Origin of the sequence: Halobiforma nitratireducens JCM 10879 (genome assembly GCF_000337895.1) — an archaeon.
Taxonomy (GTDB): domain Archaea; phylum Halobacteriota; class Halobacteria; order Halobacteriales; family Natrialbaceae; genus Natronobacterium; species Natronobacterium nitratireducens.
Genome location: NZ_AOMA01000017.1, coordinates 1 through 25,248, shown reverse-complemented (window position 1 = coordinate 25,248; position 25,248 = coordinate 1). Strand labels below are relative to the sequence as shown.

The 25,248-nt window shown below is 64.7% G+C and carries 28 protein-coding genes and 1 pseudogene; 17 read left to right on the top strand and 12 right to left on the bottom strand.

Annotation, left to right across the window (positions count from 1 at the left end; translation table 11 throughout):
- The first annotated feature begins 72 nt into the window (after positions 1-72).
- From C446_RS02185 to C446_RS02150, 8 genes are all read left to right on the top strand, one after another.
- Entirely contained in the window at positions 73-870 is a 798-nt protein-coding gene (locus C446_RS02185; RefSeq protein ID WP_006671416.1) for a M14 family metallopeptidase, read from the top strand.
- A gap of 96 nt (positions 871-966) precedes the next feature.
- Positions 967-1,545 (top strand): YeeE/YedE family protein, encoded by a 579-nt coding sequence (locus tag C446_RS02180; protein WP_006671415.1) that lies wholly within the window; start codon positions 967-969, stop codon positions 1,543-1,545.
- On the top strand, positions 1,545-2,012 hold the full coding sequence (locus C446_RS02175; RefSeq protein ID WP_006671414.1) for a DUF6691 family protein: 468 nt from the start codon (positions 1,545-1,547) through the stop codon (positions 2,010-2,012). Before C446_RS02180 ends, C446_RS02175 begins: the two co-directional genes overlap by 1 nt.
- 63 nt (positions 2,013-2,075) lie before the next feature.
- On the top strand, positions 2,076-3,062 hold the full coding sequence (locus C446_RS02170; RefSeq protein ID WP_006671413.1) for a deoxyhypusine synthase: 987 nt from the start codon (positions 2,076-2,078) through the stop codon (positions 3,060-3,062).
- A 45-nt stretch (positions 3,063-3,107) separates the two neighbouring features.
- Positions 3,108-3,380, top strand: a complete 273-nt coding sequence (locus C446_RS02165; RefSeq protein ID WP_006671412.1) for a hypothetical protein — start codon at positions 3,108-3,110, stop codon at positions 3,378-3,380.
- Between the two features lie 96 nt (positions 3,381-3,476).
- The gene (locus C446_RS02160; RefSeq protein ID WP_049919980.1) at positions 3,477-4,817 is read left to right on the top strand and encodes a PQQ-dependent sugar dehydrogenase; all 1,341 of its coding nucleotides are present in this window, start codon (positions 3,477-3,479) and stop codon (positions 4,815-4,817) included.
- A gap of 118 nt (positions 4,818-4,935) precedes the next feature.
- On the top strand, positions 4,936-5,280 hold the full coding sequence (locus tag C446_RS02155) for a glutaredoxin family protein (RefSeq protein WP_006671410.1): 345 nt from the start codon (positions 4,936-4,938) through the stop codon (positions 5,278-5,280).
- 116 nt (positions 5,281-5,396) lie between these two features.
- Positions 5,397-5,981 carry a DUF7110 family protein gene (locus tag C446_RS02150; RefSeq protein ID WP_006671409.1) on the top strand — a complete coding sequence of 195 codons (585 nt, stop codon included), beginning with the start codon at positions 5,397-5,399 and terminating at the stop codon, positions 5,979-5,981.
- A gap of 96 nt (positions 5,982-6,077) precedes the next feature.
- Here the strand turns inward: C446_RS02150 and C446_RS02145 are convergent, their stop codons facing one another.
- Both C446_RS02145 and C446_RS19475 read right to left on the bottom strand, forming a co-directional pair.
- Positions 6,078-7,475 carry a hypothetical protein gene (locus tag C446_RS02145; RefSeq protein WP_006671408.1) on the bottom strand — a complete coding sequence of 466 codons (1,398 nt, stop codon included), beginning with the start codon at positions 7,473-7,475 and terminating at the stop codon, positions 6,078-6,080.
- 99 nt (positions 7,476-7,574) lie between these two features.
- Complete coding sequence (locus C446_RS19475) at positions 7,575-8,015, bottom strand: hypothetical protein (protein ID WP_006671407.1); 441 nt, start codon at positions 8,013-8,015, stop codon at positions 7,575-7,577.
- Positions 8,016-8,560: 545 nt separating this feature from the next.
- Here C446_RS19475 and wecB point away from each other — a divergent pair.
- Together wecB and C446_RS02125 are read left to right on the top strand one after the other, a co-directional pair.
- A complete protein-coding gene (gene wecB, locus C446_RS02130) occupies positions 8,561-9,688 on the top strand; it encodes a non-hydrolyzing UDP-N-acetylglucosamine 2-epimerase (protein WP_006671405.1) in 1,128 nt (375 codons plus the stop codon).
- Between the two features lie 271 nt (positions 9,689-9,959).
- Positions 9,960-10,931 carry a phosphoadenosine phosphosulfate reductase family protein gene (locus tag C446_RS02125; protein WP_006671404.1) on the top strand — a complete coding sequence of 324 codons (972 nt, stop codon included), beginning with the start codon at positions 9,960-9,962 and terminating at the stop codon, positions 10,929-10,931.
- Positions 10,932-11,123: 192 nt separating this feature from the next.
- Here the strand turns inward: C446_RS02125 and C446_RS02120 are convergent, their stop codons facing one another.
- From C446_RS02120 to C446_RS02105, 4 genes are all read right to left on the bottom strand, one after another.
- Positions 11,124-11,315 carry a DUF7333 family protein gene (locus tag C446_RS02120; protein WP_006671403.1) on the bottom strand — a complete coding sequence of 64 codons (192 nt, stop codon included), beginning with the start codon at positions 11,313-11,315 and terminating at the stop codon, positions 11,124-11,126.
- A gap of 65 nt (positions 11,316-11,380) precedes the next feature.
- On the bottom strand, positions 11,381-12,151 hold the full coding sequence (locus C446_RS02115; RefSeq protein WP_049919979.1) for a hypothetical protein: 771 nt from the start codon (positions 12,149-12,151) through the stop codon (positions 11,381-11,383).
- A 131-nt stretch (positions 12,152-12,282) separates the two neighbouring features.
- Positions 12,283-13,146 carry an aldo/keto reductase gene (locus C446_RS02110; protein ID WP_006671401.1) on the bottom strand — a complete coding sequence of 288 codons (864 nt, stop codon included), beginning with the start codon at positions 13,144-13,146 and terminating at the stop codon, positions 12,283-12,285.
- Positions 13,147-13,235: 89 nt separating this feature from the next.
- On the bottom strand, positions 13,236-14,720 hold the full coding sequence (locus C446_RS02105; RefSeq protein ID WP_006671400.1) for an amidase: 1,485 nt from the start codon (positions 14,718-14,720) through the stop codon (positions 13,236-13,238).
- Between the two features lie 520 nt (positions 14,721-15,240).
- Between C446_RS02105 and C446_RS02100 the strand changes: the two genes are divergently transcribed.
- Positions 15,241-15,645 (top strand): pyridoxamine 5'-phosphate oxidase family protein, encoded by a 405-nt coding sequence (locus C446_RS02100; protein WP_006671399.1) that lies wholly within the window; start codon positions 15,241-15,243, stop codon positions 15,643-15,645.
- Between the two features lie 6 nt (positions 15,646-15,651).
- Here C446_RS02100 and C446_RS02095 read toward each other — a convergent pair whose 3' ends face one another.
- Positions 15,652-17,028: a geranylgeranyl reductase family protein gene (locus C446_RS02095; RefSeq protein ID WP_006671398.1), complete on the bottom strand. Its 1,377-nt coding sequence runs from the start codon at positions 17,026-17,028 to the stop codon at positions 15,652-15,654.
- 116 nt (positions 17,029-17,144) lie between these two features.
- Between C446_RS02095 and C446_RS02090 the strand changes: the two genes are divergently transcribed.
- Genes C446_RS02090 through C446_RS02080 form a run of 3 tightly spaced genes read left to right on the top strand, consistent with a single transcriptional unit; the run spans position 17,145 to position 18,855 of the window.
- Positions 17,145-17,387 (top strand): hypothetical protein, encoded by a 243-nt coding sequence (locus C446_RS02090; protein WP_006671397.1) that lies wholly within the window; start codon positions 17,145-17,147, stop codon positions 17,385-17,387.
- Positions 17,388-17,443: 56 nt separating this feature from the next.
- Positions 17,444-18,352, top strand: a complete 909-nt coding sequence (locus C446_RS02085; protein ID WP_006671396.1) for an RsmB/NOP family class I SAM-dependent RNA methyltransferase — start codon at positions 17,444-17,446, stop codon at positions 18,350-18,352.
- Positions 18,349-18,855 carry a DUF7122 family protein gene (locus tag C446_RS02080; protein ID WP_006671395.1) on the top strand — a complete coding sequence of 169 codons (507 nt, stop codon included), beginning with the start codon at positions 18,349-18,351 and terminating at the stop codon, positions 18,853-18,855. Before C446_RS02085 ends, C446_RS02080 begins: the two co-directional genes overlap by 4 nt.
- A 394-nt stretch (positions 18,856-19,249) precedes the next feature.
- Here C446_RS02080 and C446_RS02075 read toward each other — a convergent pair whose 3' ends face one another.
- From C446_RS02075 to C446_RS02060, 4 genes are all read right to left on the bottom strand, one after another.
- Positions 19,250-19,513, bottom strand: a complete 264-nt coding sequence (locus C446_RS02075; protein ID WP_006671394.1) for a glutathione S-transferase N-terminal domain-containing protein — start codon at positions 19,511-19,513, stop codon at positions 19,250-19,252.
- A 146-nt stretch (positions 19,514-19,659) separates the two neighbouring features.
- Positions 19,660-19,800: a hypothetical protein gene (locus tag C446_RS19765; protein WP_239639440.1), complete on the bottom strand. Its 141-nt coding sequence runs from the start codon at positions 19,798-19,800 to the stop codon at positions 19,660-19,662.
- 162 nt (positions 19,801-19,962) lie between these two features.
- Positions 19,963-21,492, bottom strand: a complete 1,530-nt coding sequence (locus tag C446_RS02065; protein WP_006671393.1) for a DUF790 family protein — start codon at positions 21,490-21,492, stop codon at positions 19,963-19,965.
- A 230-nt stretch (positions 21,493-21,722) separates the two neighbouring features.
- Entirely contained in the window at positions 21,723-22,079 is a 357-nt protein-coding gene (locus tag C446_RS02060; RefSeq protein ID WP_006671392.1) for a DUF555 domain-containing protein, read from the bottom strand.
- A 321-nt stretch (positions 22,080-22,400) separates the two neighbouring features.
- Here C446_RS02060 and C446_RS19225 point away from each other — a divergent pair, with 321 nt between their 5' ends.
- Positions 22,401-22,574, top strand: coding sequence for a hypothetical protein (locus C446_RS19225; RefSeq protein WP_006671391.1), 174 nt, complete (start codon positions 22,401-22,403; stop codon positions 22,572-22,574).
- Between the two features lie 237 nt (positions 22,575-22,811).
- Complete coding sequence (gene psmB, locus C446_RS02055; protein ID WP_006671390.1) at positions 22,812-23,540, top strand: archaeal proteasome endopeptidase complex subunit beta; 729 nt, start codon at positions 22,812-22,814, stop codon at positions 23,538-23,540.
- Between the two features lie 171 nt (positions 23,541-23,711).
- Here psmB and C446_RS02050 read toward each other — a convergent pair whose 3' ends face one another.
- The gene (locus tag C446_RS02050; protein ID WP_006671389.1) at positions 23,712-24,836 is read right to left on the bottom strand and encodes a Gfo/Idh/MocA family protein; all 1,125 of its coding nucleotides are present in this window, start codon (positions 24,834-24,836) and stop codon (positions 23,712-23,714) included.
- A 279-nt stretch (positions 24,837-25,115) separates the two neighbouring features.
- Here C446_RS02050 and C446_RS19760 point away from each other — a divergent pair.
- Positions 25,116-25,248 (top strand): annotated as a pseudogene (locus C446_RS19760) (ThuA domain-containing protein); the annotation flags it as partial.

Below are 25,248 nucleotides of genomic sequence, written 5' to 3'. Positions count from 1 at the left end.
CACGGTCGAGACCGGCCACTACGGACTGCGAAACCGTATCACATTTGGGGCCACGGACCCTTTACATACTCGATGAAAGTCGCGCAGATCGGGTCGGGGGACCCGGAAATCGCTGTTCTCGCGGGCGTCCACGGCGACGAACCCTGTGGGGTTCGTGCGATCGAACGGCTACTCGAGGAGCAACCGAGCGTCGAACGACCCATCAAACTCGTCGTCGCCAACGAGAAGGCACTGGAACGTCGCGTCCGGTTCGTCGACGAGGACCTGAACCGAGTCTTCCCAGGCGATTCAGATACCGAAACCCACGAGCGACAGCTCGCACACCGCCTGCTCGAGGAACTCGAGGGCTGTCTCACCTTCTCGATGCACTCGACACAGAGCTACGCGGACCCGTTCGCGATCGTCGACGGCGTCGACGAGACCGCACGGGAGGTGTGTCCCCAGCTTCCCGTCTCCGCGATGGTCGATACGAGTAACTTCGCCGAGGGACGGCTGATCACGGAACTGCCGACGATCGAGGTCGAGTGTGGTCAGCAGGGAACGGAAACGGCTGCCCAGAACGCTAACCGTCTGATTCGGGCGTTTCTGACCTCCGTCGGTGCACTCCCCGGCGACACCGTCACTCGGGACCTCCCCGTGTACCAGCTCACTGATGTCGTCCCGAAAGAGCCGGCGGACACCTACGAGGTCTTCGTTGAGAACTTCACCCAGGTCGAGGCCGGTGTGACGTTCGCTGCAGCCGACGGCAACGAGCAGGTCGCCGACGAGTCCTTTTACCCGGTTCTGATGTCGCCGAACGGCTACCGCGATGTCTTCGGCTACGCCGCGGAGAAACTCGAGGTTCTCGAGTCGCCGCCGGCAGCCGACTGACCAGGCCTCCGTACTCGCCACGCGAAGCCTCCGAGGTACGCACAATTTTCCCCGCGTCTGCAGCATTGATACCGACGCGACCCCTGTACGGAGATAATGACCGCTCTCGGAATCGGTATCGGCACGCTATCGCTCGTTCCCGCCCTCACAGCGGAACTGTTCCCGAACGGGATCGAACACTACGCGATCGGCGGGCTGCTCGTCGGCCTCGGGGTCGCCGTCATCTACCTCGGGACTGCGATCCCTGCCGGCGCGAGCACGTTCCTCGAGTCGACGCTGTCTTATGCCTCGACCCTCTCGCGGTTCCAGCAGTACCGTCCTTCGCGTGACTGGCGGGTCGTCTTTACGCTGGGGATCGTGATCGGTGCGGCGATCTACGCCCTGACGTTCCAGTCCGGCCTGGTCTCGAGCGGGCTCCACCAGTCCGCGACGACCGGCGAGTTACGAGATGTCGGCGGGCTGACGATCTGGCTGACCGAGGTCCAGCCCTGGCGGCTGTTCCTCGGCGGTGTCCTGATCGGAATCGGGACGCGGCTCGGCAAAGGCTGTACGTCGGGCCATGGGGTCTGTGGCGTCGGCTCGGCCTCTCGCGCCTCCTTCGTCGGCGTCGCTACGTTCCTGCTGGTGGCGATCGGTGTCGCGCAGCTGGTGGCAGCACTGGGGGTGAGCCCGTAATGGCGGGCGAGCACGAACAGCATCCGCTGTTCCTGCCGCTCGTCTTCGTCGGCGGGCTGATCTTCGGGTTCGGGCTCGGTTTCAGCCACATGGCCCAGCCCGAGGTCGTGCTGAACTTCCTCCAACTCGAGGACCTCGGGCTCCTGTTTGTCATGTTCGGGGCCGCGGTCGTCACCGGGATCACCTTCTTCGGCATCAAGCAGTTCCGCACAAAAGCGCCTCTCACGAACGCGGCCTACGGTCGGCGGCTCAAAACCCTCGACAGAAACGTCGTGCTCGGCGGCGGCGTCTTCGGCGTCGGCTGGGGTCTCTCCGGTATCTGTCCCGGCGCGGCTTACGCCAGCCTCGGCGTCGGCAACGTCGTCATCCTCTATGGCATCGCCGGGATGTTCGTCGGGGCCTACCTGCAAGGATACTGGCGCTCGAGTCGCGCCGAGAGCGGGACGCCGGCGTCGGCGGCGGACTGAGCCGCGGCCCCGCCACGAGCGACGAACAGGCAGTTTAAACCGTTCCTTTTCCTGGTATCGTGTATGACCGACGATTCGTCCCGCGACCACGTCGTCCCGGGGAGCGACGAAGAGCTCGAGACGGCCGACGTTCGCGGCCACGACTTCCGTGGCGACCTCGACCTCGAGTCGCTGCTAGCGAGCTACGAGACGACCGGCTTCCAGGCGACTCACCTCGACGAAGCGATCGACGTGACCGAACGCATGCAGGAGGAAGACGCGAAGGTCTACCTCACGCTGACCTCGAACATCGTCTCGTCCGGCCTTCGCGAGACCGTCGCTGCGCTCGTTCGCGACGGTCACGTCGACGTCGTCATCACGACCTCCGGCTCGCTGACCGAGGACGTCATCAAGACCGCCAAGCCGTTCAAGATGGGCGAGTGGGACGCCGACGAGGGTCGCCTCCGCGAGCGAGGTATCAACCGCCTGGGCAACATCTTCGTCCCCTCGGACCGGTACGTCTGGCTCGAGGAGTACCTCTATGACTTCTTCGACGACTTCTTCGCAGAGGAGTCGATCCGTACGCCGACGGCATTCGCCCGCGAACTCGGCGAGACGCTCGAAGACGAGGATTCGGTGCTCAAACAGGCCGCGGACAACGACGTTCCGGTCTACTGTCCCGCGCTGACCGACGCCGAGGTCGGTAACTTCCTCTACTACTACCGCCAGCGTCAGGACACGGATTCGGACATCGGGATCGAAATCCTCGACGACTACGAAAAGCTGATCGAGGACGGTATGTTCGCGGACACGACGGGCCTGATCGCCGTCGGCGGCGGCGTGCCGAAACACCACGCCATCATGACGAACCTCTTCCGCGGCGGTGCGGACTACGCCGTCTACATCTCGACGGGGATGGAAGGCGACGGGTCGTTATCCGGCGCGCCGCCAAACGAGGCGGTCTCCTGGGGCAAGATCAAAGACGAGACCGAGACGAACTACGCACAGGTCGAAGCCGAGGCGACGCTTGTCTTCCCACTGCTCGTCGCGAGTGCCTTCTACGCCGGGTAACGACGGCCCAGGACCGACACCCCGAGACACCGCTCGCTCTCGCCGATGGGAACCGACCGACGCGACGATTCGGAGCCGATCTACTCCCTGCGAAAGCAACTGCTCTGGGCAGGAGTCGCCACAGCCGGGTTCGTGATCGCCGGCTGGATCGGTCTGTTCGACGTGCTCGCGAACCTCGCGTGGGCCGACCGTCTCGAGACCGGAGCTCCTCGTGTGCTCGCGGTACAGCTCGGCTCGGTGATCGTCGTCGGGTCGTGGGCCGTCATCGCCGTTCTCGGGGCCGTCGGTCTCTATCGCTGGCTTCGATCCGAGACGTAGTGGCTCGAATGGCGAGGCCTGAGAGTCGAGGTCCGAATCGGACTCGGACCTGAACCCGGGCCAAGAAACTCGACACCCCAGCCCGTAGAGACACTCATGCCCTCGACACGTCGCCGACTGCTCTCGAGAGTGGGTCTGGCGGCCTCGCTTTCGGTTCCGATCGGTACTGCCGGCTGTCTCGACCGACTCGAGTCGGACTCCGCCGCCGTCGAACTCGTCACGCCTGAAGACGTCCCCGACGACGACTGGACCGAGCCCGACTGGGAGCCGGCCGTCGGCGTCCCGGGCGAAGGCGACGTCGACGCGACGACCGTCGTCTCGAACCTCGAGATTCCCTGGGACCTCACGTTCGCCGACGGCGACGCCTTCGTCACCGAACGGGACGGCGGCGTTCGACGGTTCGACGCCGGCGACCTCGCGACCGGAGCGGACCTCTCGCCCGAAGACGGGGACATCGTTCTCGAGGGTGGAGACCTCCCGGATCGGGCCGCACCCGGCGAGGGCGGGACGCTCGGCGTCGCCGTCCATCCGGAGTACCCGGACGTTGCGGCCCTGTACGTCTACTACACCGTCGACGACGGGAGCGTCGGGAACCGCGTCGTCCGGTACGACCTCGAACCCGAAAGCGACGATCACGAGCCGGACCCACGGCCGATCGTCGAGGGGATTCCCGGGGCGACGACTCACAACGGCGGGCGCATCGCTTTCGGACCCGACGACTACCTGTGGGTGCTGACCGGCGACGCCGAAGCGCCGGCGCTGACACAGGACCCCGGTTCGCTCGCGGGGGCCGTACTACGGGTCACGCCCGACGGCGATTCCGCACCCGACAATCCCGACTGGGGTGAAGCGGGCGATCCACGCACCTACACGCTCGGCCATCGAAACCCCCAAGGAATCGACTTCACGCCGGAGGGGACGCCGGTGATCGCCGAACACGGACCCGTTGCTCGAGACGAGGTGTCGCTGCTCCGGGCCGGCGGGAACTACGGGTGGGACCTCGTTCGTGGCGGTCCCGACGACCCCGAGTACGAGAACTACGACGACCACGAGGATGCGACGCCGCCGGTGGTCAACACCGGCCCGGAGACGACGTGGGCACCGTCCGGGCTCGCGTTCTACGGCGAGGAGAGGATCGAGCCCTGGGAGAACCGCCTGTTCGTCTGCGGGCTCGTGTCGGAGACTCTATTCGTCGTGACGCTACGATCCGGTGACACGACCGTCGCCGAAGGCGGTTACGACCAGCCCTGGCTCGACGACCGGTTCACTGCGAGTGTCAACCGGCTGTTCGAAGGGACCTACGGTCGGCTCCGACACGCCGAGCCCGGCCCTGACGGTGCTGTATACCTGCTCACGTCCAACCGTGACGGCAGGGCAGGCGGGGAGTTTCCGCGCGAGACCGACGACCGGATCGTCCGACTCGAGCCACCGGAGTAGCCCCTCTCCCGGCACGTGGCGTCGTTCGAACGAGCGGCGGACGGCGTAACCAGTATCGGTTACAATTGCAGGGGAGTGACGCAAGGCATATGCCGTTTACCTCCCTATCACGGGACACATGGATTTCCCACCGAACCAGGGTCTCGACCAGGAAGAGGTCACCGAGCAGGTCGCCGAGACGATCGCGGAGAACGACGTCGTTCTGTTCATGAAAGGGACCGAGTTGATGCCCCAATGTGGGTACTCCCGCAAAGCCCTCGGCCTGATCGACCACCACCGCGACGAGTACGAGACCGTCGACGTCCTCGAGTCGTTAGACGAGTACCGCGTCGCCCTCGAGGAACACAGCGGGTGGGAGACGATCCCGCAGACGTTCGTCGACGGTGAGTTCGTCGGCGGCTCGGACATCCTCGAGGAGCTCGAAGAGCGCGACGAACTGGCCGAGACGCTCAACGCCGAGTAGTTGGGCCCGACAGGCGACTTAAATTTGTCCGTACTGGTATTTCACGCATTTAATAGCAGATCATATAAGTCACCCGGGCGTAGTAGAGGGTAAGAACCCTTGCCGCACTCCCCACTATGTCAACTGAGGAATCCAGACACGTATATCGGCTGCATTCGACGCTCGAACTGCCCCTCGAAGACCTCCGAGAGCACATCGACGAGGCAAAATACCCCGACGGAATCGACGACGTGGAGATCACGCGGCGGAACAACACCCTGATTCTCAAGGCGGTCGCCGAGGATCAATCCGTCAGCAAGTACACGCCGACGGCCCAACTCAAAGCCAGCGTTACCGAAAACCGGGTCTACGAGGAAGACCCCGACGAGCGCCGCCAGCAGTCGTTCAGCTGGGACGAGGAGGAAGAAGAGGAGATCGAGTCCGAACTCGTCGAGTTCGCGGCGTTCAAAGGTGACCGCGAGACGGTCCTCCAGAACTCGCTGTTGCAGTACGAGATGTTCCTCGTTCTCTGTGAGATCGCTGAAGCAGCCGAGAAGGGGACGCTGACCGCCATTTCGGAGCACAACGGCGACCTCGAGGCGACCCGGATCGTCGACGGCGAGCCGCGACCGGCGGATATCGAAGTCGTCGAGGGGCCCCGCGACCATGGCTCGGGTGAGACAGGCGTCAACTGGCGGGACAACAAGTTCATCAGCGACTGAAACGGAGCACGGTACGGCTCCGCGCATCCAGTCCGGTTCGGTCTGTTCGGCAACTCAGAGCGACCGCTTTCCGCCGACGGTAGCGCCGACGCGTCGTCAGTTCTCGACGATCGTTCCGTAGACGGCCGGATACTCCTGTAAGCGACTCCGGCCGAGCAGAGCGTTCAGATACGACTGAATCCGCTCGTGCCACGGCGTCCAGCGATCGTCCCAGTCACGGTCGACGTCCGCGACCCGGAGGTTTCCGACTCCCGGCTCCGAAAGCACGACCAGAAACGGCGAGGGATCGGAGCCGATCACGTCCCGGTACGCCGAGCGGCCGCGGCGTTGCTCCGCAAGGACGTGTCCAGGGTCGAACCCGTCGTCGTCGGGATCGACGGCGAGGGCATCCGTCGCGCGCTCGTGGGCACGCCAGTCGACCAACGTCCGGGACAGATCGAGTACCTCGCGGACCAGAAACTCCGCCTCCGGAGCTGTGTCGTCCGGTAACTCGAACGAGCGCGGAAGCGCCCATCCTGCGAGCCGCATGCGAGCGAACTCGTAGGGTCCGTACGAGCCCGTATCGTCGACGACCGCCGACTCGATCTCGTTTCTGGTCGGGACTCCGTCGAGTTCGTCGCCGAACGTCCCGACGAGGTCCCGGAGATGGTCGTGGAAGGGGTCGCCACCGCCCTCGTCCGCGAGGTTGTCCCGGAGGTGGGCACGATAGTGTTCGGCGGTTTCGACGAGTAGTTCGGCCTGCAACAGGGCTGCGGTGATCTCGCCGACATCACGCGGGTCGTATTCCGGACGGTCGGAAACGGTTCCGTCGAGTGTCCCGTCTCCCGTCCGTTCGTCCCGAAGGTCCTCGAACCCGCTAAACCGCGCGAGACGACGGGCCGTCCGGAGGTCGGATTCGATTTCGGCGTACCAGCCTAGATCGCGTACCGGATCGGCGACCGGGTACGACTCGAGGTCGTCGAGCACCGCATCGACCCGCGTGAGCACGTCGGCGGCGCGGTCGACGACTGGCTCGAGGTCGTCCTCGCCTACCCTCGCGTTAGCTTCACCGAGGCTCTCGCCGGCGAACCGCAGCCCCGTCCTCGATCGAGAAAGCGCGGCGGCGTAATCGCCGTCGGCGAGCGACTCCTCCGCGGACGAGAGCCAGCCACCTGACCCGCGGAGCCGATGCTCGTCGGGATCGATCTCGTCCCACCGCTCGAGTGCCTCGTCCTCGACGGCTACCAGCCGGTCGACCGCATCGCTGGCGTGGGCGTCGGTTACCGTCGGCTGCCAGAGCGACTGGGTCCGGGGCGGCGTCGGATAGTAGTTGGTCGCCCAGTCGGCCAGCACGTTCGGCAGAAGGGTCGGTCGCGTCGCGCCGGTGACGACGACGGCACCGCCGCCCAGTCCGAGTCCGGCCGCGAGACCACCGAGGAGTCGACGGCGACTGAGTGGAGGAGGGGGGTCGGGATCGGAGTCGGAGTCGGAGTCGGAGGCAGAGTCGGAGACCATATAGTTAGATGGTGATAGATCGCGCTGTGAAATAACTTCCCCATGCGCCACCAGTGAGCAACACGTGCCGACCGCGGGATCGGCACGAACTGACTACAGCTATCTGAGCACGTCGATCACGACCTCGGCGATCGCGTCCCCGATCTGTTCCGGCGTATCGGTGAGGTTCCACCGATACTCGCCATCTCGGGTCAGCCCCTCACACTCGAGCAGGTCGCGTCGGTCGAGTGCAAGCAGGAGCGACTCGAGGAGGTCGTCGTCCGGCGAGTGACCGAGCCACGATTCGATGGCTGTCGCGAGTTGGGGTGTCGTCAGGACGATCGGGTCGGGGGCCGACGCGGAAGCGGACTCGGAATCGGAATCGGAATCGTGATCGGGCCGAGCCCTCGGACCATCCGACGCGGTCTCGTCGTCGGTATCCGGTTCCGACTCGGATTCCGACCCGGACCCGGACTCGGACTCGGACTCGGACCCAGTGGCGTTCGATTCGATCCCAGATGGCAGGTCAGGAGACGGAGGGGAGGGCGGCCGCTCTGTCATGTCGAACGTGTCGTTCGGATCGGTGACGGATTCCGATGCGGGTTCATTTCGACGCGCTTCAAGTCGAGGCGGGATCGGAGCCGCCGACTCCCTCGAGTAGCGATCCGGTTCCCTCGAGTAACACCGTGGTTCACCGTCGAAATCGGAGCCTGTCGAGACACGTGTCTTTCGGCGGGCTGTGGAAGGGACTCCGTTCCACGGTCGTTCGCCGTGGAGACGACCGCGAGCGGGGGCCCCGGCCGAGCGGTGTGCCGGCCCGAGATCGACGGGGGCGTATCCCGTCCGTATCGGTACCACCCAACGGGGACGGACGGGGTAGCACGTTGATAACGATATGGTGAACGCTGGAACGGCGACTACATGCTCTCCGAGGTGAACGTCAGTCGACGGGAGCGGTCCCTCCGGGGAAGGGACGAACGGAGCACCGTCCGACCGGCGTCCCGACCACCAGCGTCTCTCGTCGAACCGGCCGTCCTCGACGCTCGTACCCGCGATGCTCGTACCCGCGACGCCGCAAGCCCGCGCGCCGCGGCGGAGGTGAGCTGATGCGCGTCTGCTCGATCGTCGGCGCACGGCCACAGTTCGTCAAAGCCGCCGTCGTCTCGCGCAAACTCCGTGCCGTCGGCGACGAGGTGCTGGTCCACACCGGCCAACACTACGACGAAGAACTGTCGGACGTCTTCTTCGAGGAGCTGGACATTCCCGAACCCGACTACAACCTGGGCGTCCAGTCGGACACCCACGGCCGACAGACCGCGAAGATGATCGCCGCCCTCGAGCCGGTCCTCGAGGAGACCACACCCGACGTGCTCCTGCTGTACGGCGACACGAACTCGACGCTGGCAGGAGCTATCGTCGGGTCGAAACGCGACGTGACGGTCGCTCACGTCGAGGCCGGGCTCCGGAGCGACAACCGGGCGATGCCCGAAGAGGTCAACCGCGTGATGACCGATCACGCCTCCGAGTTGTGTTTCGCCCCAAGCGAGACGGCGGTTGACAACCTCGCTGCCGAGGGGATCACCGACGGGGTTTACTGGACCGGCGACGTGATGTACGACGCCCTGCTGAAAGCCCGTGACCGCTCCCGGGAGCGATCCACGATACTCGAGGACCTGGGGGTCGACGATGGCAGGTTCGTCCTCGCAACGGTCCACCGACAGCGAAATACCGACGTGAGAGAGAACCTCGAGTCGATCGTCGCGGCGCTTGCCGACGTTCCCCAGCCGGTCGTCTTCCCGGCTCATCCACGAACCGTCGATCGGCTCCGGGAGTACGGCCTCTGGGACCGGACGCGGGACACACTCGAGGTGATCGAGCCACAGGGATATCTCGACTTCGTACGGCTGCTCGATGCGGCCGAACGAGTCGCGACCGACTCCGGCGGCGTCCAGAAGGAGGCGTTCTTCCTCGAGACCCGCTGTGTGACGATGCGTCCGGAGACCGAGTGGACCGAGACCGTCGACGCCGGCTGGAACCGGCTGGTCGCCGCCGACGAACGACGAATCCGCCAGGCGCTTACGAGCAACTGGAAGCCCGACTCCCACCCCCGTCCGTACGGCGATGGCCTGGCGAGCGAGCGGATCGTCCGCCTGCTGGGGCGGAAACTCGAGGACGACCTCGAGAGCGGTGCTCCCTCTCTCGAGCGGGAGGTCGAAGCAGCGCCGCTGGACTGAGACGGATCGCTGGAACTAGTTACCGGCGATCGCCCTGTGCTGGCGATCGGCGGAATCGACTACAGCGAACCGTACGAGACGACGCACTGTCCGATCCCGTCACAACCGCGAACCGTCCTGCGGGTGCGCCGACGACGGCCAACAGGCCGGACGGCCACAGCACAGGGTCGGCCTCCGACCCGACAGCGACTGCCCTCCCGACCGCCGCTCCCGACAGAGGTTTCCGGTCCCCAAAAGCGTTTTACCGAGGTAATTATATCTAATTACACCGATGCCCGAGAACTTCCCCGAGTCCGTCGATGTCGACTACGACGACGGCGACAGCGAAGACCCCGAAGACTACCCACACGTCAACGACAAGATCGAGAAAGCCGTCGAAGTCACCCGCCAGGGGCTCGAGCAGTACGAGAACCCGGCCGTCATGTGGACCGGTGGGAAAGACTCGACGCTCGTGTTGTACTTCGTCACGCAGGTCGCCGAGCGGTACGACCTCGAGGTGCCGCCGGCGGTCTTCATCGATCACTTCCAGCACTTCGACGAGATTCACGACTTCGTCGACCGCTGGGCCGACGAGTGGGGACTCGAGGTCGTCTACGCGCGAAACGAGGACGTCGGCGACTACGTCGACGAGAACGACCTCGAGCCCGGCGACGAGATCGAGATCGACGACCTGAGCGATCACAATCAGCACCACGTCGAGAACATCCTCGAGTACGAGGAAGACACGTTCCCGTTCTTGCTCGACACCTACGTCGGCAACCACCTGCTGAAGACGGTCGCGCTCAACGACGCGATCGAGGAGTACGACGTCGACGGAATCCTCTCGGGCGTCCGCTGGGACGAACAGGAAGCACGGGCCGACGAGACCTTTTTCTCGCCGCGACACGATCCCGACATCTACCCGCCTCACGACCGTATTCAACCCATTCTCCAGTTCGACGAGGCCGCCGTCTGGGAGGGGTTCTGGAACTTCGTGGTGCCCGACACGGTCGACGAGTTCCCCGACGAGGGGTACGTGCCCAAGGGGAAAGGCGACCTCCCCGACGACCTCGAGCCGGCAGACACGCCGGTCTCGCCGAAATACTGGGAAGGCTTTCGCTCGCTGGGCAGCGAGATCAGTACCGAGAAGACCGAGGACGAACCGGCCTGGCTACAGAACCTGGACGAAACGACCGAACGCGCGGGTCGCGCCCAGGACAAAGAGGACTTGATGGAGCGGCTGCGAGATCTGGGCTACATGTAACCGATACGGCGCTTGGATCGGTTTCTGCCCCCAGTTTTCGGCCTGCAGCTTTTCGCTCCCTCGGCGAGTCAAGACCCGCGTCGTCGGTCACCGAGGGGCAATCGACACGCGGAACGGCCGATCGCGAGTGACGGACGAAGCTGAAACCGAGTCCGGCTTCCGGTTTCTCGTTTCGTGGCCGCTGTCGGCGCGTTAGTTCGTCGCGCGGTACTCCCCGTGCTTGACGCCCAACACCAGCATGACCAGTCCGAAGACGATCATCGACGGCGTGACCATCATCAAGACGCTCTCGGTGAGCATCATCCCCGACGTGATCATGCCGACGGTTCCAAGCGCGATAATTGCGATAAAGACGCCCGCGGTGGTTTTCTGGTCGAAGTCCATGCCCGAGCGTTAGGAGTAGCCTCCCTTATGTTTCCCGAAACCGGGGGACGGTTCGTCGACCGGTCTTACTCGGACGGCCGCACCAGGTTCGCCAGCGCGACGACGATCCCGAGGAACCAGCCAAGCGGGAACGATATCCCGACCCACATCCCCGCGTAGGCCGCGCCCTCGAGCTGGAAGTTCGCCCGGAGCACCTCGTTGATACCGTAGACCGACAGCGGGTTATCGAGCAGCCAGACTGCAAAGGAGTAGCTCGGATCGAGTACGTGAGGCTCGAGTGCAGGCGTCACTAGCGCGGCGACGACCGGCGGAAGGAAAAGCGAGGTCATCGCGAACGGGTACGCCAGCGCGACCGTAAGTGCCCGGCCGCCGAACTTCTTACAGGCAGCGGCAAGCGACGTCGAAACGACTGCGACTGCACTCGCTGCCGCGACGGCGAGGACAGAGGCGATCGGAATGTCGAACTGCTCCATGTAGGACATCACGCCCCAGGCGAGGGTCAGTAACCCCCAGCCGACCAGGGCGACGGCGGTCACGCCGACGATGCCGAGTCGGGTACGAGTGGAGTCGAGTTTCGCCGCGTAGTAGCGAGTCGCCAGGCCAAGTACTGTCAACGGATACAAGACGAGGAGACCGACGGTTCCGAGCGCGCTCCAGGCGTAGTAGGCGATTTTCTGTGGCAGCGTTTCCGGTTCCCATTTGCCCATGACGGAGTGGCCGCGGCCACGCTGCCTGGGAAAGACGAGTTCCATCCAGGCCCCGTGTAACCGCCGTAAGTCGGTCTTAACCGCACCGACTATCCCACCACCGCCACGGCTCCGTGTACGGGTGGACATACCCAACCTACACTACCGGCGTACCGTAAACTTTCCCTCTTTTTCATGCTCTCCTACAGGTTACACAACCGAACGAGAATCGATACGAATTCCCGGCAGCCAGGACGTCTCGACGTCTCGAAGGGACCGGCTCAGTTCCAGGGACCGAAGTCCGGGTCGACCTGCCGCTCCCGTTCGTCGATTCCGTCGATCCGGTCGACGTCTTCCTCGTCGAGTTCGAGTCCGACGGACGCCCAGTTATCGCGGACGTGAGCTTCGCCCGTCGCTTTCGGGATCGAGACGACGCCTTTCTCGCGCAGCCAGGCCAGGCTGACCTGGGCTTCGCTGACGCCGTGTTTCTCGGCTACCGTCTGAATCTCGGCTTGGTCGAACACCTCGCCGCGGGCAAGCGGCGAGTAGGCGACGACCTCGATGTCGTTTGTCCCACAGGCTTTGCGGATATCTTCCTGGGGAAGCAGCGGATGTAACTCGACCTGATTGGCCAGGATCGGCGCGTCGAGGATGTCGGCTGCCGCCTCGAGTTGCTCGGGGAGGAAGTTGCTCACGCCGACGTTCTCGATCAGTCCCTCGTCGTACAGTCGATCGAACGCGGCGAGAGTCCCCTCGGGATCGTACGCCTCGGCGGGCCAGTGGACGTACAGCAGGTCGACGGTATCGACGCCGAGTCGATCGAGACTCTCCCTGGCGGTCTCGAGCACGTCGTCGTGTCCGAGATTCGATATCCAGACTTTCGTCGCGAGGAAGACGTCTTCGCCGTCGACGTCGGCGCGTGCGATTCCCTCGCCGACGGCGTCCTCGTTCTCGTAGGCCTGGGCGGTGTCGACGTGACGATACCCCGTCTCGAGGGCGGTCCGGACGCTTTCGGCACACTCGTCGGCGTCGGTGTTCTGCCAGGTTCCGAGTCCGAGCATGGGAATCCCGCTCGCAGTGGGACACGCGTCGGGTGCGATCTCGTCGGGGTCGGAGTCGGGGTTGGGATCGGCGTTGGACGTCATAGTCGAACGGTCACACAGCGGCGGAAAGTGCGTTTGGGTTGCGGAACGTCTCCCCGATCCTCGAGTCGAGCGCGAACGACCGCATCGCCTCACGCAGACTCGTCGTACAACCAGTCCCACGGCCGCTCGCGTTCGAGGACGGCACTGGCCGCGAGCACGGTCGCGTCGTCGAATCGGGACCCCACGAGTTGCAGGCCGACTGGACGACCTCGGTCCGTCAGTCCTGCAGGGGCTGAGGCGACGGGATGGCCAGTCCAGTTGAACGGCCAGGTCAGGGTCCACTCCCAGGCGTCGATGCCCGGGTCCTCGTGGAGGCCGACGCCGACCCGCGAAAGCGTCGGCGTGAGGAGGGCGTCGTACTCCTCGAGAACGTCCTGGACGGCGTCGAAGACGTCCGTCCTGACGGGTTCCGTCCGTGCGAGATCCGCGAGGTCGTACGCGTCGCCCCGCCGGATCATCTCGAGGAGGCTATCCGGAACCCCATCCTCGAGTTCCCGCACGTCGATACCGGTCGACTCCTCGAGTATCGTCGCCGTTCGGGCCATCGCGGTCGTAAACGTCGGTTCGACGGCCTCGCACAGTTCGTCCATACCGTAGCCGTGATCGACCCGAACCTCGTCGACGGTCGCGCCCGCGGCCGCGAACGACTGTACGGCGTCCTCGACGACAGCCTGTACGTCGTCTTCGACGGGAAACACCTCGAGATCTGGGCTGTAGGCGATCCGGAACTCGGAGGCGGGACGCTCGAGCCCGCTGTGGGGTTCGACGTCGACGGGGACGCTGCGTGGATCGTCGGGGTGAGGACCGGCCATGACCGACAACGCCAGCGCGGCGTCTTCGACGCTGCGGGTGATCGGGCCCATCGTGACGTGGTGGGTCGACCGGCCGAACGCACTCGGACGCCTGTCGTCGGGAACGAGCCCGAACGTGGGCTTGAGACCGTAGACACCACAGCACGCGGCCGGAATGCGGATCGAGCCACCGGCGTCACTGCCGGTCGCCACCGGGACCATGCCCGCGGCGACGGCTGCCGCCGATCCGCCCGACGAACCACCGGCGTTGAGCTCGGGGGCGATCGGCGACGCCGTCGGTCCGATCACGTCGTTGACGGTCGTCCCCTTGTGTCCGAACGCCGGCGTGTTCGTCTTTCCGATCACGACCGCGCCCGCCTCCTCGAGTCGCTGGACGACCGCCGCCGTCCGCTCGGCGACGTGGTCGGCAAACAGCGCCGAGCCGAACGTGTGTCGGACCCCCTCTTTCAACCCGCCGAGGTCCTTCAGCGCGATGGGAACGCCGTGTAGCGGCCCGATGTCCTCGTCCGTCTCGTGTTCCATCCGTTCGCGAGGCTCCGACGGTGTTCGTGTCTCGGTCGCCTCGAGTGCGCGGTCGGCACCAGTGGCAGCCTCGAGCGCCTCCGGTTCACAGACGGTGACGAACGCGTTGATCTCCTCGTCGCGCTCTCGGAGCCGCTCGAGGTGGGCGTCCACGGCGTCGGTCGCTGTCAGCTCCCCGTGGCGGATTTTGTCGGCGAGTTCGGTGGCCGAAAGCGCCGTAACGTCCGGTTCGGATGACATGTTTGTGGCCAGGTGCCGACGGACTATAGAACCCCACGTCGATCGTCGGAGTATCGACGAAGACTTCGCTACGCTTCGATCAGTGACACGGGAGTCGACCCCGTATAGTAGCCACTGCGAGTCAGTGTGTACCTGATTCGACGCTGTTCTTTGTCACCCACGCAGTTGCGTGCGCAAAGCGCACCACGCCTCTGAAAGACCGACTGCCGTTAATATCTACACACGATAGATTCACAAAATTGCGTACCACTAAGTGGTGGCTGTTCAAATGGTCGGACGCGCCGGAAGGCGCAACCCGGCGGGGATGCCCACCACCTACCCAGTGAGTTCGCATTCCCCGCCGGCGCTTCCGTTACCGGAAGCGGTCGGTTGTTTCTGCCGGCCATACTAAATGGCGTCGGCTACTTTTGAGTGGAGAACCCAGCCACGGAGCTCGACCAGGAGGAACGCAGGTGGAAGCAGGTCGGACACCGGTGTCGTAAGGGGACGAGTTGTAGTGGGTCGACGCTCAACCGCTGGTATGTCAGCGATCCCAGCTGCGTTCCACGATCTGTTCGAAAAAGAGACGATCGCGCACGTCTCGACGCTCCTCCCGAACGGAGCGCCCCACGTGACACCGGTCTGGATCGACTACGACGCCGATGCCGATCGACTCCTCGTCAATACCGAGCGCGGACGACGAAAGGAGAAAAACGTTCGAAACGATCCGCGCGTGGCCGTGAGTATGACCGATCCGGACGACGCGTATCGAATGGTGTCCGTGACCGGCAGCGTCCACGAACTAACGACCGACGGTGCACGCGATCACATCGACGAGCTAACGCGGCGATACATGGACAGAGAGGAGTACCCGAACGAAATCGAGACGGAACGGGTGATCGTCTCGATCGAACCCGAGAACGTCAGCACGTTCGGCCCCGAGTGACCGGCGTCAGTACTTCGGGTCCGCGCCCGTAATAGCGTACAACTCGTCCATCACGGCGTCGCGTTCGGCCCGCCAGGCGTCGAACCCACCCGGACTCGAGGGGTAACTGTCGTAGACGTCTTTCAGTGACGCGGCGACATCCTGGACTTTGTAGAGTTCGTAGAGAACATCCCAGTGGCCGAACGTTTCGAACAACGCTTTCAGTTTGAGAGTGAGCCCCATCTTCGCGGTTCCTTTCTTGCCGATCGCGTCGACGAGTTGCTGGCCGGGGATAGCGGTGATGACGGAGACGAGATCGTCCAGTTCGTGGGCCGTCCCGAAGATATTGTAACAGTCCATCGCGGCGAATCGCTTCCCGAAGTCGGTCTGGACGCGCTCGTTGTACGCCCACAGCGCGGACTCGCTGACGTCGCCGTCGTCGATTGCGTCGGCTGCCACCTCGGCCGCCCAGTGGCCGGCCTTGGCCGCGCCGGGGATGCCGCCGCCAGTACAGGGGTTGACGTGGGCGGCAGCGTCACCGACCGCGACGAACCCGGGGTGGACGGCCGAGTCGAGCGGCCGCCGCGTCGGCAACGCCGCACCGAGTTTGTTCGTCACCGTCGCGTCGGCGAACTCGGGGCGATCGACGAGATCGGCTTTCAGCGCGTCGACGAGTTGCATCGGTTCCTCGGTCATCTGGAACCCCAGACCGGCGTTGATCTCCGTCGGCGACCGCGGGAAATACCAGAGATAGCCCAGTTCCTGGGTCGGCTTGAACACCAGCGCGTCGTCCCACTCGACGGGGTCGGGTACCTCGAGTACCTCCCGGTAGGCCGAACAAAACTGCGAGTAGTCGACGTTCGTGTCGAACGTCGACGCCGACAGCTCGGCCTGATCCTGCAGAACCGAGAGCACCCCCGCAGCGTCGATGACGACGTCGGCCTCGTACCTGACTGGATCGCCGTTCCGGACCGCGACAACGCCGTCGACGCGCTCGTCGGGCTGAATCACGTCGTTGACGACAGTTTCGTAGTGAATCTCCACGCCAGCACGGTCGGTCTCGTCGAGTAACACCTGGCCGTAGGCGAACCGGTCGACGACTGCCCCCGTCTCACCGAACGTGATCTCGAGGGAGTCGCCGGACTGGGGGTTCTCGAAGATGCCGCGGCTGATCGACTGGTTCGTGAACGATTCGGCTTTGAGCCGCTCGCGGTCGATCACGTCGGGGAACGTGCTCTTGCCCTTAATCGCGTCCCCACAGGCGATGCGACCGGCTTCCGCCTCCGGTTTCCGCTCGAGGAGAACGACGTCCAGCCCCTCCGTCGCCGCGGTTGCGGCGGCGAAACACCCGGCCGTCCCGCCGCCGACGACCACCACGTCTCGAGCGTCTGTGTCGGCAGTCATCTCTAGTCCGGCGGAACGAAGTACTGAATTAAAAATTCGTGGGAAGTGTTTTGACGGCAGTAAGACGACGGAATTGGCGGTGGTTTTATTTCAGTCGACGGTAATGAGTCCCGTATATGGCCGCCGACAACGTCGACAGCGGGCGTGACGAGCGGGACGAACGCGTCCGAGACACGGTGAGAGACGGGGTTTACGACGCCGTCGGCACCGTGGCTCTGCTTGGCTTCTCGCTTTTGTTTCTCGCCGTCGGTGTTCGTGGCCTCCTCGAGGGGGCGAGCGCGCTCGGCGGTGCGTTTCTGGTGCTTGCGGCCGTCGTCGCCGCGGCGGCGTTCGATCTCGTCCCGCCGTTCCGGGACTGATCGGTCCGACGCCCGCTTCGAAACCCACAAGCGCCGGCCACCCGAACCGGTATCCGATGGAGCCACTCGAGCGGTATCGACCGATCGTCGACGACTTCGAGGCGTTTCTGGCGGCCTGTCGGCGGCCGCTGGGCAACGCCGTCCGAATAAACACGATCAAGGCCTCGGTCGAGCGGGCGACCGCCGCGCTCGAGGAAGAGAGCGTCGCGTACGACCAGGCCGACTGGAACCCACGGGTGTTGCGCCTCGAGACGGATTCGCCGGGGTCGACCTGGGCGTCGTTTCACGGCTTTACCCACGGCCAGGAGGAGGTCTCGGCCGTCCCGCCGGTCGTCCTCGATCCCGAGCCCGGCGAGCGGGTCTGGGACGCCTGTGCCGCACCGGGCGGGAAGGCGACCCAGCTATCGGCACTGATGAACGACGAGGGAACGGTGGTCGCCAACGACAGCAACCTCGGCCGCATTTCGGCGCTTCGGTTCAACGCCGAGCGGCTGGGAGCGACGAACCTCGCCGTGACAAACGCTGACGCGCGTAACTACTCCCTGCAGCGATTCGAGTTCGACGCGTTCGACCGCACACTGGTCGACGCTCCCTGCTCGTGTGAGGGGACGATCCGGAAGAACCCCGACGCGCTCGAGGACTGGTCGGAAGACCATCTCGCCTCGGTGTCGGGCATCCAGAAGGGCATCCTGCGGCGGGCCGTCCAGGCCACCCGCGAGGGGGGGACCGTCGTTTACTCGACCTGTACGTTCGCCCCCGAAGAGAACGAGGAAGTCGTCCAGCACGTCCTCGAGGCCGAGGACTGTCGGGTGGTCGACTTCCATCTCGACCTCGAGTACGCGCCCGGCCTCACCGAGTGGGACGGCGAGGAGTTCGACGAGACGCTCGAACACGCAGCACGAATCTATCCCCACCACAACGACACTGGCGGCTTTTTCGTGGCGAAACTGGAGGTGACAGCATGAGCGAGCAAAACGACGGCCAGCGCTTCGACCGCCTTCCCGAGACGCCCGACGAACGCACCGTCGAGGGACGGGTCAGCCGCGAAGAGGTACTCGAGTACTTCGAGGATCGCTTTGCCATCCCGCCGGCGACGTTCGACGAACACACGTTCTGGGAGAAAGGCGCGGGCAAGATATGGATCTACTGCGGCGACGCGCCGACGCCGATCGAGATCGAAGCCATGGGGATGACCTGTCTACGGACCCGACAGGAACACTGGAAGCCGACGACCGACTTCGCCCAGCGGTTCGGTCGCCACGCCGAGGCGTGTGTCATCGAACTCGAGCGTGAGGAGGCACGCGCGTTCGCCGCCGGCGAGGACCAGGAACTCGAGTGGGACGGCGACTGGGGCTACCTGATCGCGGGCCACCGGATCGCGGACGGACTGGAGCCGCTGGGGATCGGCCTCTACGTCCACGGCGAGTTGCGTTCGATGGTGCCGAAGGGACGGCAACGAGAACTGTAAGCCGTTCAGTGGGTTCCGCGACGACGGCCCATCGTGGGTCTCCCGCAGGATTCGGTCCGGAAAGAACGGGGCCGCCGTCGCGCCGGTGACCAGCGTTCGGGCCTCGGTTCCCGCGAGATCGTCGCTACCGTCGTCGGCGAGCACGGCGTCGATCGAGCGGCCGTCGTCGCTGTCCGACAGTGTGTCGCCGAGACCGGGGGTCACCACTACCACCACCAACACCACCAACACCACCACCACCACCACCAGCCTCTTCGATCCGTTCCCGAACCGACGGATGGGTGTCCGCTAGCGCCCCGTCTCGGTTCGGGCGGCGATCATCCGTGTCAGGCCACCTGGAGACGCGACCGACGGCCAAAACGGGTGGATACACCGGTGTCGTGTGTACCCACTCTCAGGCGTAGTGGTCCTCGAGATAGTCGACGATCGCGTCGCTCTCGTAGCGGGTCTCCTCTCGAGCGGTGTCGACCAGGAACGGAATCGAGTCCTCGCCGCCGATCTCGGTCAGTTGGTCGTGTCTCTGTTCGTTGCGTACGTCGCCGCCCTCGTCGCCGGGCAACCGGGGGTTGTGGACGACGTATGAGACGCCCAACTCGGTGAGCTTCTCGCGGACCGCCGTACTGTGTGGGCACTGTTCGGCCTGGTAGAGTTCGAGCATCGTAGCTCCGTAGGCGGCGGTCGTCCGTAAGGGTTCGACACGCAGACGAAGAGACGGACCAGTGGGCGTTCTCCGCACAGCCGTGAGGACTGTTCCGACAGCCACGTCCGCAGGTGTGTTGCTGATCCCGTACCGAAACCGGACCCTCACATTTTGTGCGCGATGTCCTCGACAGCGACGACCAACCGGTAGAACAGATAGAGCACGAACGTGGTGAGCACGAGCGCTACGACGCTGACTACGCCGAGAAAGACGTTCGCCGTGAACACAGCGTATCCGAGGACCACGAACAGCAGTACCCCAACGGCCGCCCCAATCGACGGTGGCAGTTCCGCCCGCGTTGTTCGAGGGACATGGGAAATGATACACTCCTAACCGGTAAATGTCTTTGTCGCAACACGGCGAGTCTAGGAAAGCACCACTGACCGCGACCGAACGTCGACTGCCGATCATCGCTTTCGTACCGTCCCACCACCCAGACCCTCCCACTCGACTCGATACCCCAACCTCGAGAGGACGGCACTCGCGTCGTCGATCCCGTACTCTTCTAGCAGCGACTCGACGTCCGCGAGGTCCGCGCCGGGCTCGATCGCCGCCTCAAGGGACTCGAGCACACCGGGTCGCACGAGCGTCCGACCGACGCGGTCGTGGTCCGGAAACGACGTCTCGGCGAGTGCATCGGCGCTCACGCCACGGCGCTGGGCCAGTTCCTCGAGGCCTATCGCATCCTCGTCGGGGGTCACCTCGTCCGGGAGCGACGCCGCTGTCTCGGCGACCAGCTCCGTCTCGTATTCCCGGAGGACGTCGACGACATCTTTGACGCGAACCGACCCCGAGTAGGGGATTGCACGGTGGTCCCGCGCGGCGATCTCCTCGCCGACGCCCAGCGATTCGTCGACGGCGACGACGAGAGCGACGTCTTCGAGTTCCGCGAGTTGTGACAGCTTTTTCTCGACGTACGCGGGCGTCCAAAAGCCCATGATCTCGAAGAAAATCCGGAACTCGGCATGGGCGTACTCGAAGGCGAAATCCGGGATCATCACCCGTGTGCCGGTCGCCAGCGGTTCCGGTTCGCGCACCAGCTCCCAGTCGAGATCGAGGTCCTCGAACCGGGCCGCGAACTCGGACTCGACCCCGCTGTCGAAGCTAACGTCGGTGACGGGCTCGGCGTCGGGGACTCCGACCGGTGCCTCGTGAGAGAGCGTGAGCATCCGTTCGGTCCCGCGGTCGTCGATCGTCGCCTCGAGGTGCCAGGCCTCGGCGGACGCGACCGTCCGCAGGAGTCGTGCGAACCGTGTCCCGTAGCGTCGCGTGGACCGAAACAGTCGCGTCGGCCCGGTGACGACGACCTCGCGGTCGCTCGCGGCGTCGTCCGGGTCGTTCGGTCCGTCGCGTTGGTGGATTTCGTACATGAGCCGGAGCCGTTTGATCGCCGACACGAGCGATTTGGGATCGCTCGTGTGCACGCGTACCTCGGTCGCGTCGAACAGCGCCGTCTGAGCCTGCGAGAGGTTGTACTGAGCCAGTAGACCGTCGGGACCCCAGCGGGGCTCGACCGCGGTCAACACCTGTCGCTCCTCGAGGTCGGCGTACAGCGACCGCTCGAGGTCGTCCGGCGAGACGGACAGGGACTCGCCGGCACGAGCCAGCGCCGTCGTGCGCTCGTGCTCGGAGACGACGCCGACGGCCGCCGCGGCCTCGAAGGCGGCTCGACGTGCTCGCTCGGGGTCGATCGGGGCGTCGGTCTCGAACGTCGCCTCGCGCTCGACGAGGTCGGCGAGCCCACGGACGAGCTTGTAGTCGTCGCTCTCGCGTTCGAGGGCGGTCAGTGCCTCCTCGAGGTCGCCCCGCGGCTCCCCGACGTGGCCCTGGAAGGTCCCGATCACTCGCGCCGCGAGGGGGCGGTCGGAGCGGTCGGCGAACTGCGGATGGTAGCCGCCGCCGGCCCGTGAAACGCGACACAGCTCCTTGCGCAGCATCGTACGTAACTCGCGGCGGCACCGGCAAAAGTCGTCCGTCCCGGCGCGAACTCCGGACGGCGCTGGCGCTGGACGTGTTCGACGTAGACGACTTCGGAGATGTCAGGGAGAGAAGACGGAACTGTGGGCTGTCGTCCCCATTTCTCTGTTTCCCGGTTTCCCTGTTTCCCTGTTTCCCTGTTTCCCAGTTGCTCTGCCTTTCAGCTCCCGAACCGAGTCCGACGCGTCGGTTACGCGTCTTCGTCCGGTGACTCGACGATCTCGACGACGGTCAGGGGCACGTCACGAAGCGCGCCGCCGACCTCGCTTTTCGCGATCCGGGAGGCGTGTTCCTCGCCATCCGCGTTGAAGACCTCCATCTCGAGTGCCAGTCCGACGAGCGCGGTGTCGGCCGCGATAAAGGCCGAGTCGAAGGGCTCGCCGCAGGCAGGACAGCCCGTCGCGCCGACTTCGACTTCCACGTAGTCCATATCCTCGTTGTTGAGTCGCTTCCCGGCTTCGCTGACGGCGACGCCGATGGCGTCGTCGATCTCTTCGACGTCACGAACGAGCCATGCAGCCTCCATCGCGACGAGGTAGTTGCTCATATGCTGTGGTCGTCCCGGGGGGCCTCTTGCTTTGCGGTTCGGACTCGCCGCCCGATTCGTGTCGGCTCCAGACCGGCCCGTCCGCGGCGCGACCGCAGTGCGCACGTGAATCCGATAATGCGCATAAGTTACGAGAATTCGCCGGGTCAATTCCCGTCTGCATACCCCTATTTCGGCTCCGGTCCGCCTCGAGTTGTCGCTATCGAAACTCGAGTTGAATCGCATGACTGCGGCGACCCAATCATTTACCAACAACCATTATGGAAGCAGTGTTTCAAGAAAGCTTATATACTACCCACCTCTGGACACGGCTGAACGCTGATGATATCCCGCGTGTACCGCGCAACCCTGTTCGCACTGTACCAGCTGTGTATCGTGGTCGGCATCCTCGCGATGCCGGTCGCGATGGCTGCCCGTCAGGCCGGGGTAACCCTGCCGATCCACCAGCTCCTCGCCAACCTCGAGGACGCTTACGAGGCCACCCAGTCACCGTGAACTAAGCGCACCCACGCAACGATCGTTTTCGCCGGAACCGACGACCGACCACCGACGGGTCCGGGCCGACCCCGGTTTCGTACCGAATCCCACCTGAAACCGTTTCGTGACGGTTAGGAAGCTCACTCTACACCGACTGGTCGATGCCAAACGGCGTCCCGTCGATCGGCCAGGGTAGCGGAAACGCCGGTGGTGACCGCCGGGGTTTTATATCCTCCCGGCCGTACCCTTCGGGCAATGCGTACGCCACACGACTCGAGCTTCTCCGGGACGGTCGACCAGCTGTCCGACGACTCCAACCCATACGAGCCCGAGATCGGCTCGATGCCCAAGAACGACCTGACGCAGGCCGATCTGGACAACGTCAACAAGACGGGAACGACGACGATCGGCATCACCACCGAGGACGGCGTCGTCATCGCGACGGACATGCGCGCCAGCCTCGGCGGCCGGTTCGTCTCGAACAAGAACGTCCAGAAGGTCGAGCAGATCCACCCGACCGGTGCCCTGACGCTCGTCGGCAGCGTCGGCGGTGCCCAGTCGTTCATCTCGACGCTGCGTGCCGAGGTCAACCTCTACGAATCCCGACGCGGCGAGGACATGAGTATCGAAGCGCTGGCCAACCTGGCGGGCAACTTCGCCCGTGGCGGGCCGTTCTTCGCTATCCACCCGATCCTCGGCGGCGTCGACGAGGACGGCAGCCACGTCTACAGCATCGACCCCGCCGGCGGTGTCATGGAAGACGACTACACCGTCACCGGATCGGGCATGCAACTCGCCTACGGCCACCTCGAGCAGTCCTACGAGGACGACCTCACGAACGACGAGGCGACGACGATCGCCGCCCGCTCGATCAAGTCCGCCGCCGAACGCGACACCGGCTCCGGCAACGGCGTCTTCCTCTGTGAGATCACCGACGAGGGCGTCGACATCCACGGCCACCACGACTTCGACGAAGTCGTCTAATCGGGGTGTTTTTCGGTTCGGTAGATCGTGTGTCCGAACCCTCGAGGGGTGTTTTTCGGTTCGGTAGATCGTGTGTCCGAACCCTCGAGTGGCGACTCTTCGTAAGGTGAGGATACGAGGCTGGCGTCGAAACCGGAGTAGTGGACGAAGCAGGAGCCAGTTCGGTTCGGGTCAGTTAATTCGCTTGCGACGCTCCGGTGTCTCCTCAGTCAGTTCCGTCGATTCGAGATTCACGGCCCGACCCGTCTCGCTCGAGCGATAGATCGCGTCGATCACGCGCTGGACGGTCAGGGCCTCATCGATCGTGTTCGTCGTCGGCGACGCGCTGCTGGCGATAGCCTCGATGAACTCCCGGTCTTGCTTCTTGTAGCCGGTCATCGAGGCGTCGCCGGTCAGGGACACGTCCGCGTAGTGATCGCAGCCGGCGGTGCCGGCCTCGAGGATTTCGACGTCGGTGTCGCCGACGTCGAACTGGGCACCGGCTTCGGTGCCCCGAATTCGGAAGTCCATGCTCTCTTCGCGATTGGTCGCCCAAGCGGCCTCGAGGGAGATCGTCTGCCCGGCGGCCGTCCGGATGAAGGCACTGACCGAGTCGTCGACCTCGTAGGTTTCGGCCTCGGACTCCCAGTTGTCGCCGAACCCTTCGGGATCGGCGTACTCCTCGCGGGTGCCGAACGTGGTCCGGGTGACGCCCGACACTTCGGTGAGTTCCGGGAAATCGAGCGCGTAGAGGGCGAGGTCCAGCGCGTGAACGCCGATATCCAGTAGCGCGCCGCCGCCGGCGAGATCGGGATCGGTGAACCAGGAGCCGGGGCCGGGAACCCCTCGCCGACGGACGTAGTTGGCCTCGACGTGGGTCAACTCGCCGAAACGCCCGCGAGCGTGCTGTTCTTCGAACATGGCCATCGAGGCCGCGTGGCGGTTGTGGAACCCGACCATGGCGGTCGCGTCGCTCCGGGAAGCGACATCGGCGATCCGCTCGGCGCTTTCCAGGTTGTGTGCGAGCGGTTTCTCCACGAGGACGTGACGGTCCGCCTCGAGTGCGTCGGTCGCGATCGGCTCGTGGAATCGGTTCGGAGTACAGACGACGACCGCGTCGACGGCTTCGTCGGCGACGAGGCCCTCGTGGGTCTCGTAGGTGTCGGCACCGAACTCGTCGGCAAATCGCCGACGCTGGTCGGGAACGAGGTCCGCACCCGCGACGATGTCCGTGCCCAGTTCGCGGAGGTGGCGAGCGTGGAGGTGCCCCATCCCGCCGAGACCGACGATACCGATACCGATACCCGTGCCGATCACTCGGAAACACCTCCTTTCGGTCCGACCCCGTACATCGAATAGTTAGAAACACGTCGTTTCGATCCCGTTTTCGAGCGATCCCGGTTCATAGAGATACGCGGGCAGCGATCAAAATAAGGGTTGTGACCGATTAATCTATTCGGACTCGTATCTTTCATCGATTTCGACAGTAGCTCGTCAAACGTCATCCCATCTCCGGACGAGAAATAGGATATTACAATCGTCAAGAGTGGCTATCGACCGTCCGAACCAAGACCATCGGCGGTCCAGTATCGGGCGATGGCTACCGTTACGATCTGGAACGAGTACCGACACGAGCGTGAGGACGACGACGCTGCCGCGGTCTACCCGGACGGCATCCACGAGACGATCGCGGACGCACTCACAGAGGCGGACCGAGACAGCGGCGAGG

Excerpts from the sequence above, each read along its gene's own strand:
- C446_RS02105 (WP_006671400.1), bottom strand. The coding sequence starts at position 14,720 with ATGTCATCCGAACCGGACGTTACGGCGCTTTCGGCCACCGAACTCGCC.
- C446_RS02185 (WP_006671416.1), top strand. The coding sequence starts at position 73 with ATGAAAGTCGCGCAGATCGGGTCGGGGGACCCGGAAATCGCTGTTCTC.
- C446_RS02175 (WP_006671414.1), top strand. The coding sequence starts at position 1,545 with ATGGCGGGCGAGCACGAACAGCATCCGCTGTTCCTGCCGCTCGTCTTC.
- C446_RS02170 (WP_006671413.1), top strand. The coding sequence starts at position 2,076 with ATGACCGACGATTCGTCCCGCGACCACGTCGTCCCGGGGAGCGACGAA.
- C446_RS02065 (WP_006671393.1), bottom strand. The coding sequence starts at position 21,492 with ATGCTGCGCAAGGAGCTGTGTCGCGTTTCACGGGCCGGCGGCGGCTAC.
- C446_RS02115 (WP_049919979.1), bottom strand. The coding sequence starts at position 12,151 with ATGTCCACCCGTACACGGAGCCGTGGCGGTGGTGGGATAGTCGGTGCG.
- C446_RS02085 (WP_006671396.1), top strand. The coding sequence starts at position 17,444 with ATGGAGCCACTCGAGCGGTATCGACCGATCGTCGACGACTTCGAGGCG.
- C446_RS02125 (WP_006671404.1), top strand. The coding sequence starts at position 9,960 with ATGCCCGAGAACTTCCCCGAGTCCGTCGATGTCGACTACGACGACGGC.
- C446_RS02090 (WP_006671397.1), top strand. The coding sequence starts at position 17,145 with ATGGCCGCCGACAACGTCGACAGCGGGCGTGACGAGCGGGACGAACGC.
- C446_RS02080 (WP_006671395.1), top strand. The coding sequence starts at position 18,349 with ATGAGCGAGCAAAACGACGGCCAGCGCTTCGACCGCCTTCCCGAGACG.
- C446_RS02180 (WP_006671415.1), top strand. The coding sequence starts at position 967 with ATGACCGCTCTCGGAATCGGTATCGGCACGCTATCGCTCGTTCCCGCC.
- C446_RS02075 (WP_006671394.1), bottom strand. The coding sequence starts at position 19,513 with ATGCTCGAACTCTACCAGGCCGAACAGTGCCCACACAGTACGGCGGTC.
- C446_RS02150 (WP_006671409.1), top strand. The coding sequence starts at position 5,397 with ATGTCAACTGAGGAATCCAGACACGTATATCGGCTGCATTCGACGCTC.
- C446_RS02120 (WP_006671403.1), bottom strand. The coding sequence starts at position 11,315 with ATGGACTTCGACCAGAAAACCACCGCGGGCGTCTTTATCGCAATTATC.
- C446_RS19475 (WP_006671407.1), bottom strand. The coding sequence starts at position 8,015 with ATGACAGAGCGGCCGCCCTCCCCTCCGTCTCCTGACCTGCCATCTGGG.
- C446_RS19225 (WP_006671391.1), top strand. The coding sequence starts at position 22,401 with ATGATATCCCGCGTGTACCGCGCAACCCTGTTCGCACTGTACCAGCTG.
- C446_RS02110 (WP_006671401.1), bottom strand. The coding sequence starts at position 13,146 with ATGACGTCCAACGCCGATCCCAACCCCGACTCCGACCCCGACGAGATC.
- C446_RS02155 (WP_006671410.1), top strand. The coding sequence starts at position 4,936 with ATGGATTTCCCACCGAACCAGGGTCTCGACCAGGAAGAGGTCACCGAG.
- C446_RS02160 (WP_049919980.1), top strand. The coding sequence starts at position 3,477 with ATGCCCTCGACACGTCGCCGACTGCTCTCGAGAGTGGGTCTGGCGGCC.
- C446_RS02145 (WP_006671408.1), bottom strand. The coding sequence starts at position 7,475 with ATGGTCTCCGACTCTGCCTCCGACTCCGACTCCGACTCCGATCCCGAC.
- C446_RS02165 (WP_006671412.1), top strand. The coding sequence starts at position 3,108 with ATGGGAACCGACCGACGCGACGATTCGGAGCCGATCTACTCCCTGCGA.
- C446_RS02100 (WP_006671399.1), top strand. The coding sequence starts at position 15,241 with ATGTCAGCGATCCCAGCTGCGTTCCACGATCTGTTCGAAAAAGAGACG.
- C446_RS02095 (WP_006671398.1), bottom strand. The coding sequence starts at position 17,028 with ATGACTGCCGACACAGACGCTCGAGACGTGGTGGTCGTCGGCGGCGGG.
- wecB (WP_006671405.1), top strand. The coding sequence starts at position 8,561 with ATGCGCGTCTGCTCGATCGTCGGCGCACGGCCACAGTTCGTCAAAGCC.
- psmB (WP_006671390.1), top strand. The coding sequence starts at position 22,812 with ATGCGTACGCCACACGACTCGAGCTTCTCCGGGACGGTCGACCAGCTG.
- C446_RS02060 (WP_006671392.1), bottom strand. The coding sequence starts at position 22,079 with ATGAGCAACTACCTCGTCGCGATGGAGGCTGCATGGCTCGTTCGTGAC.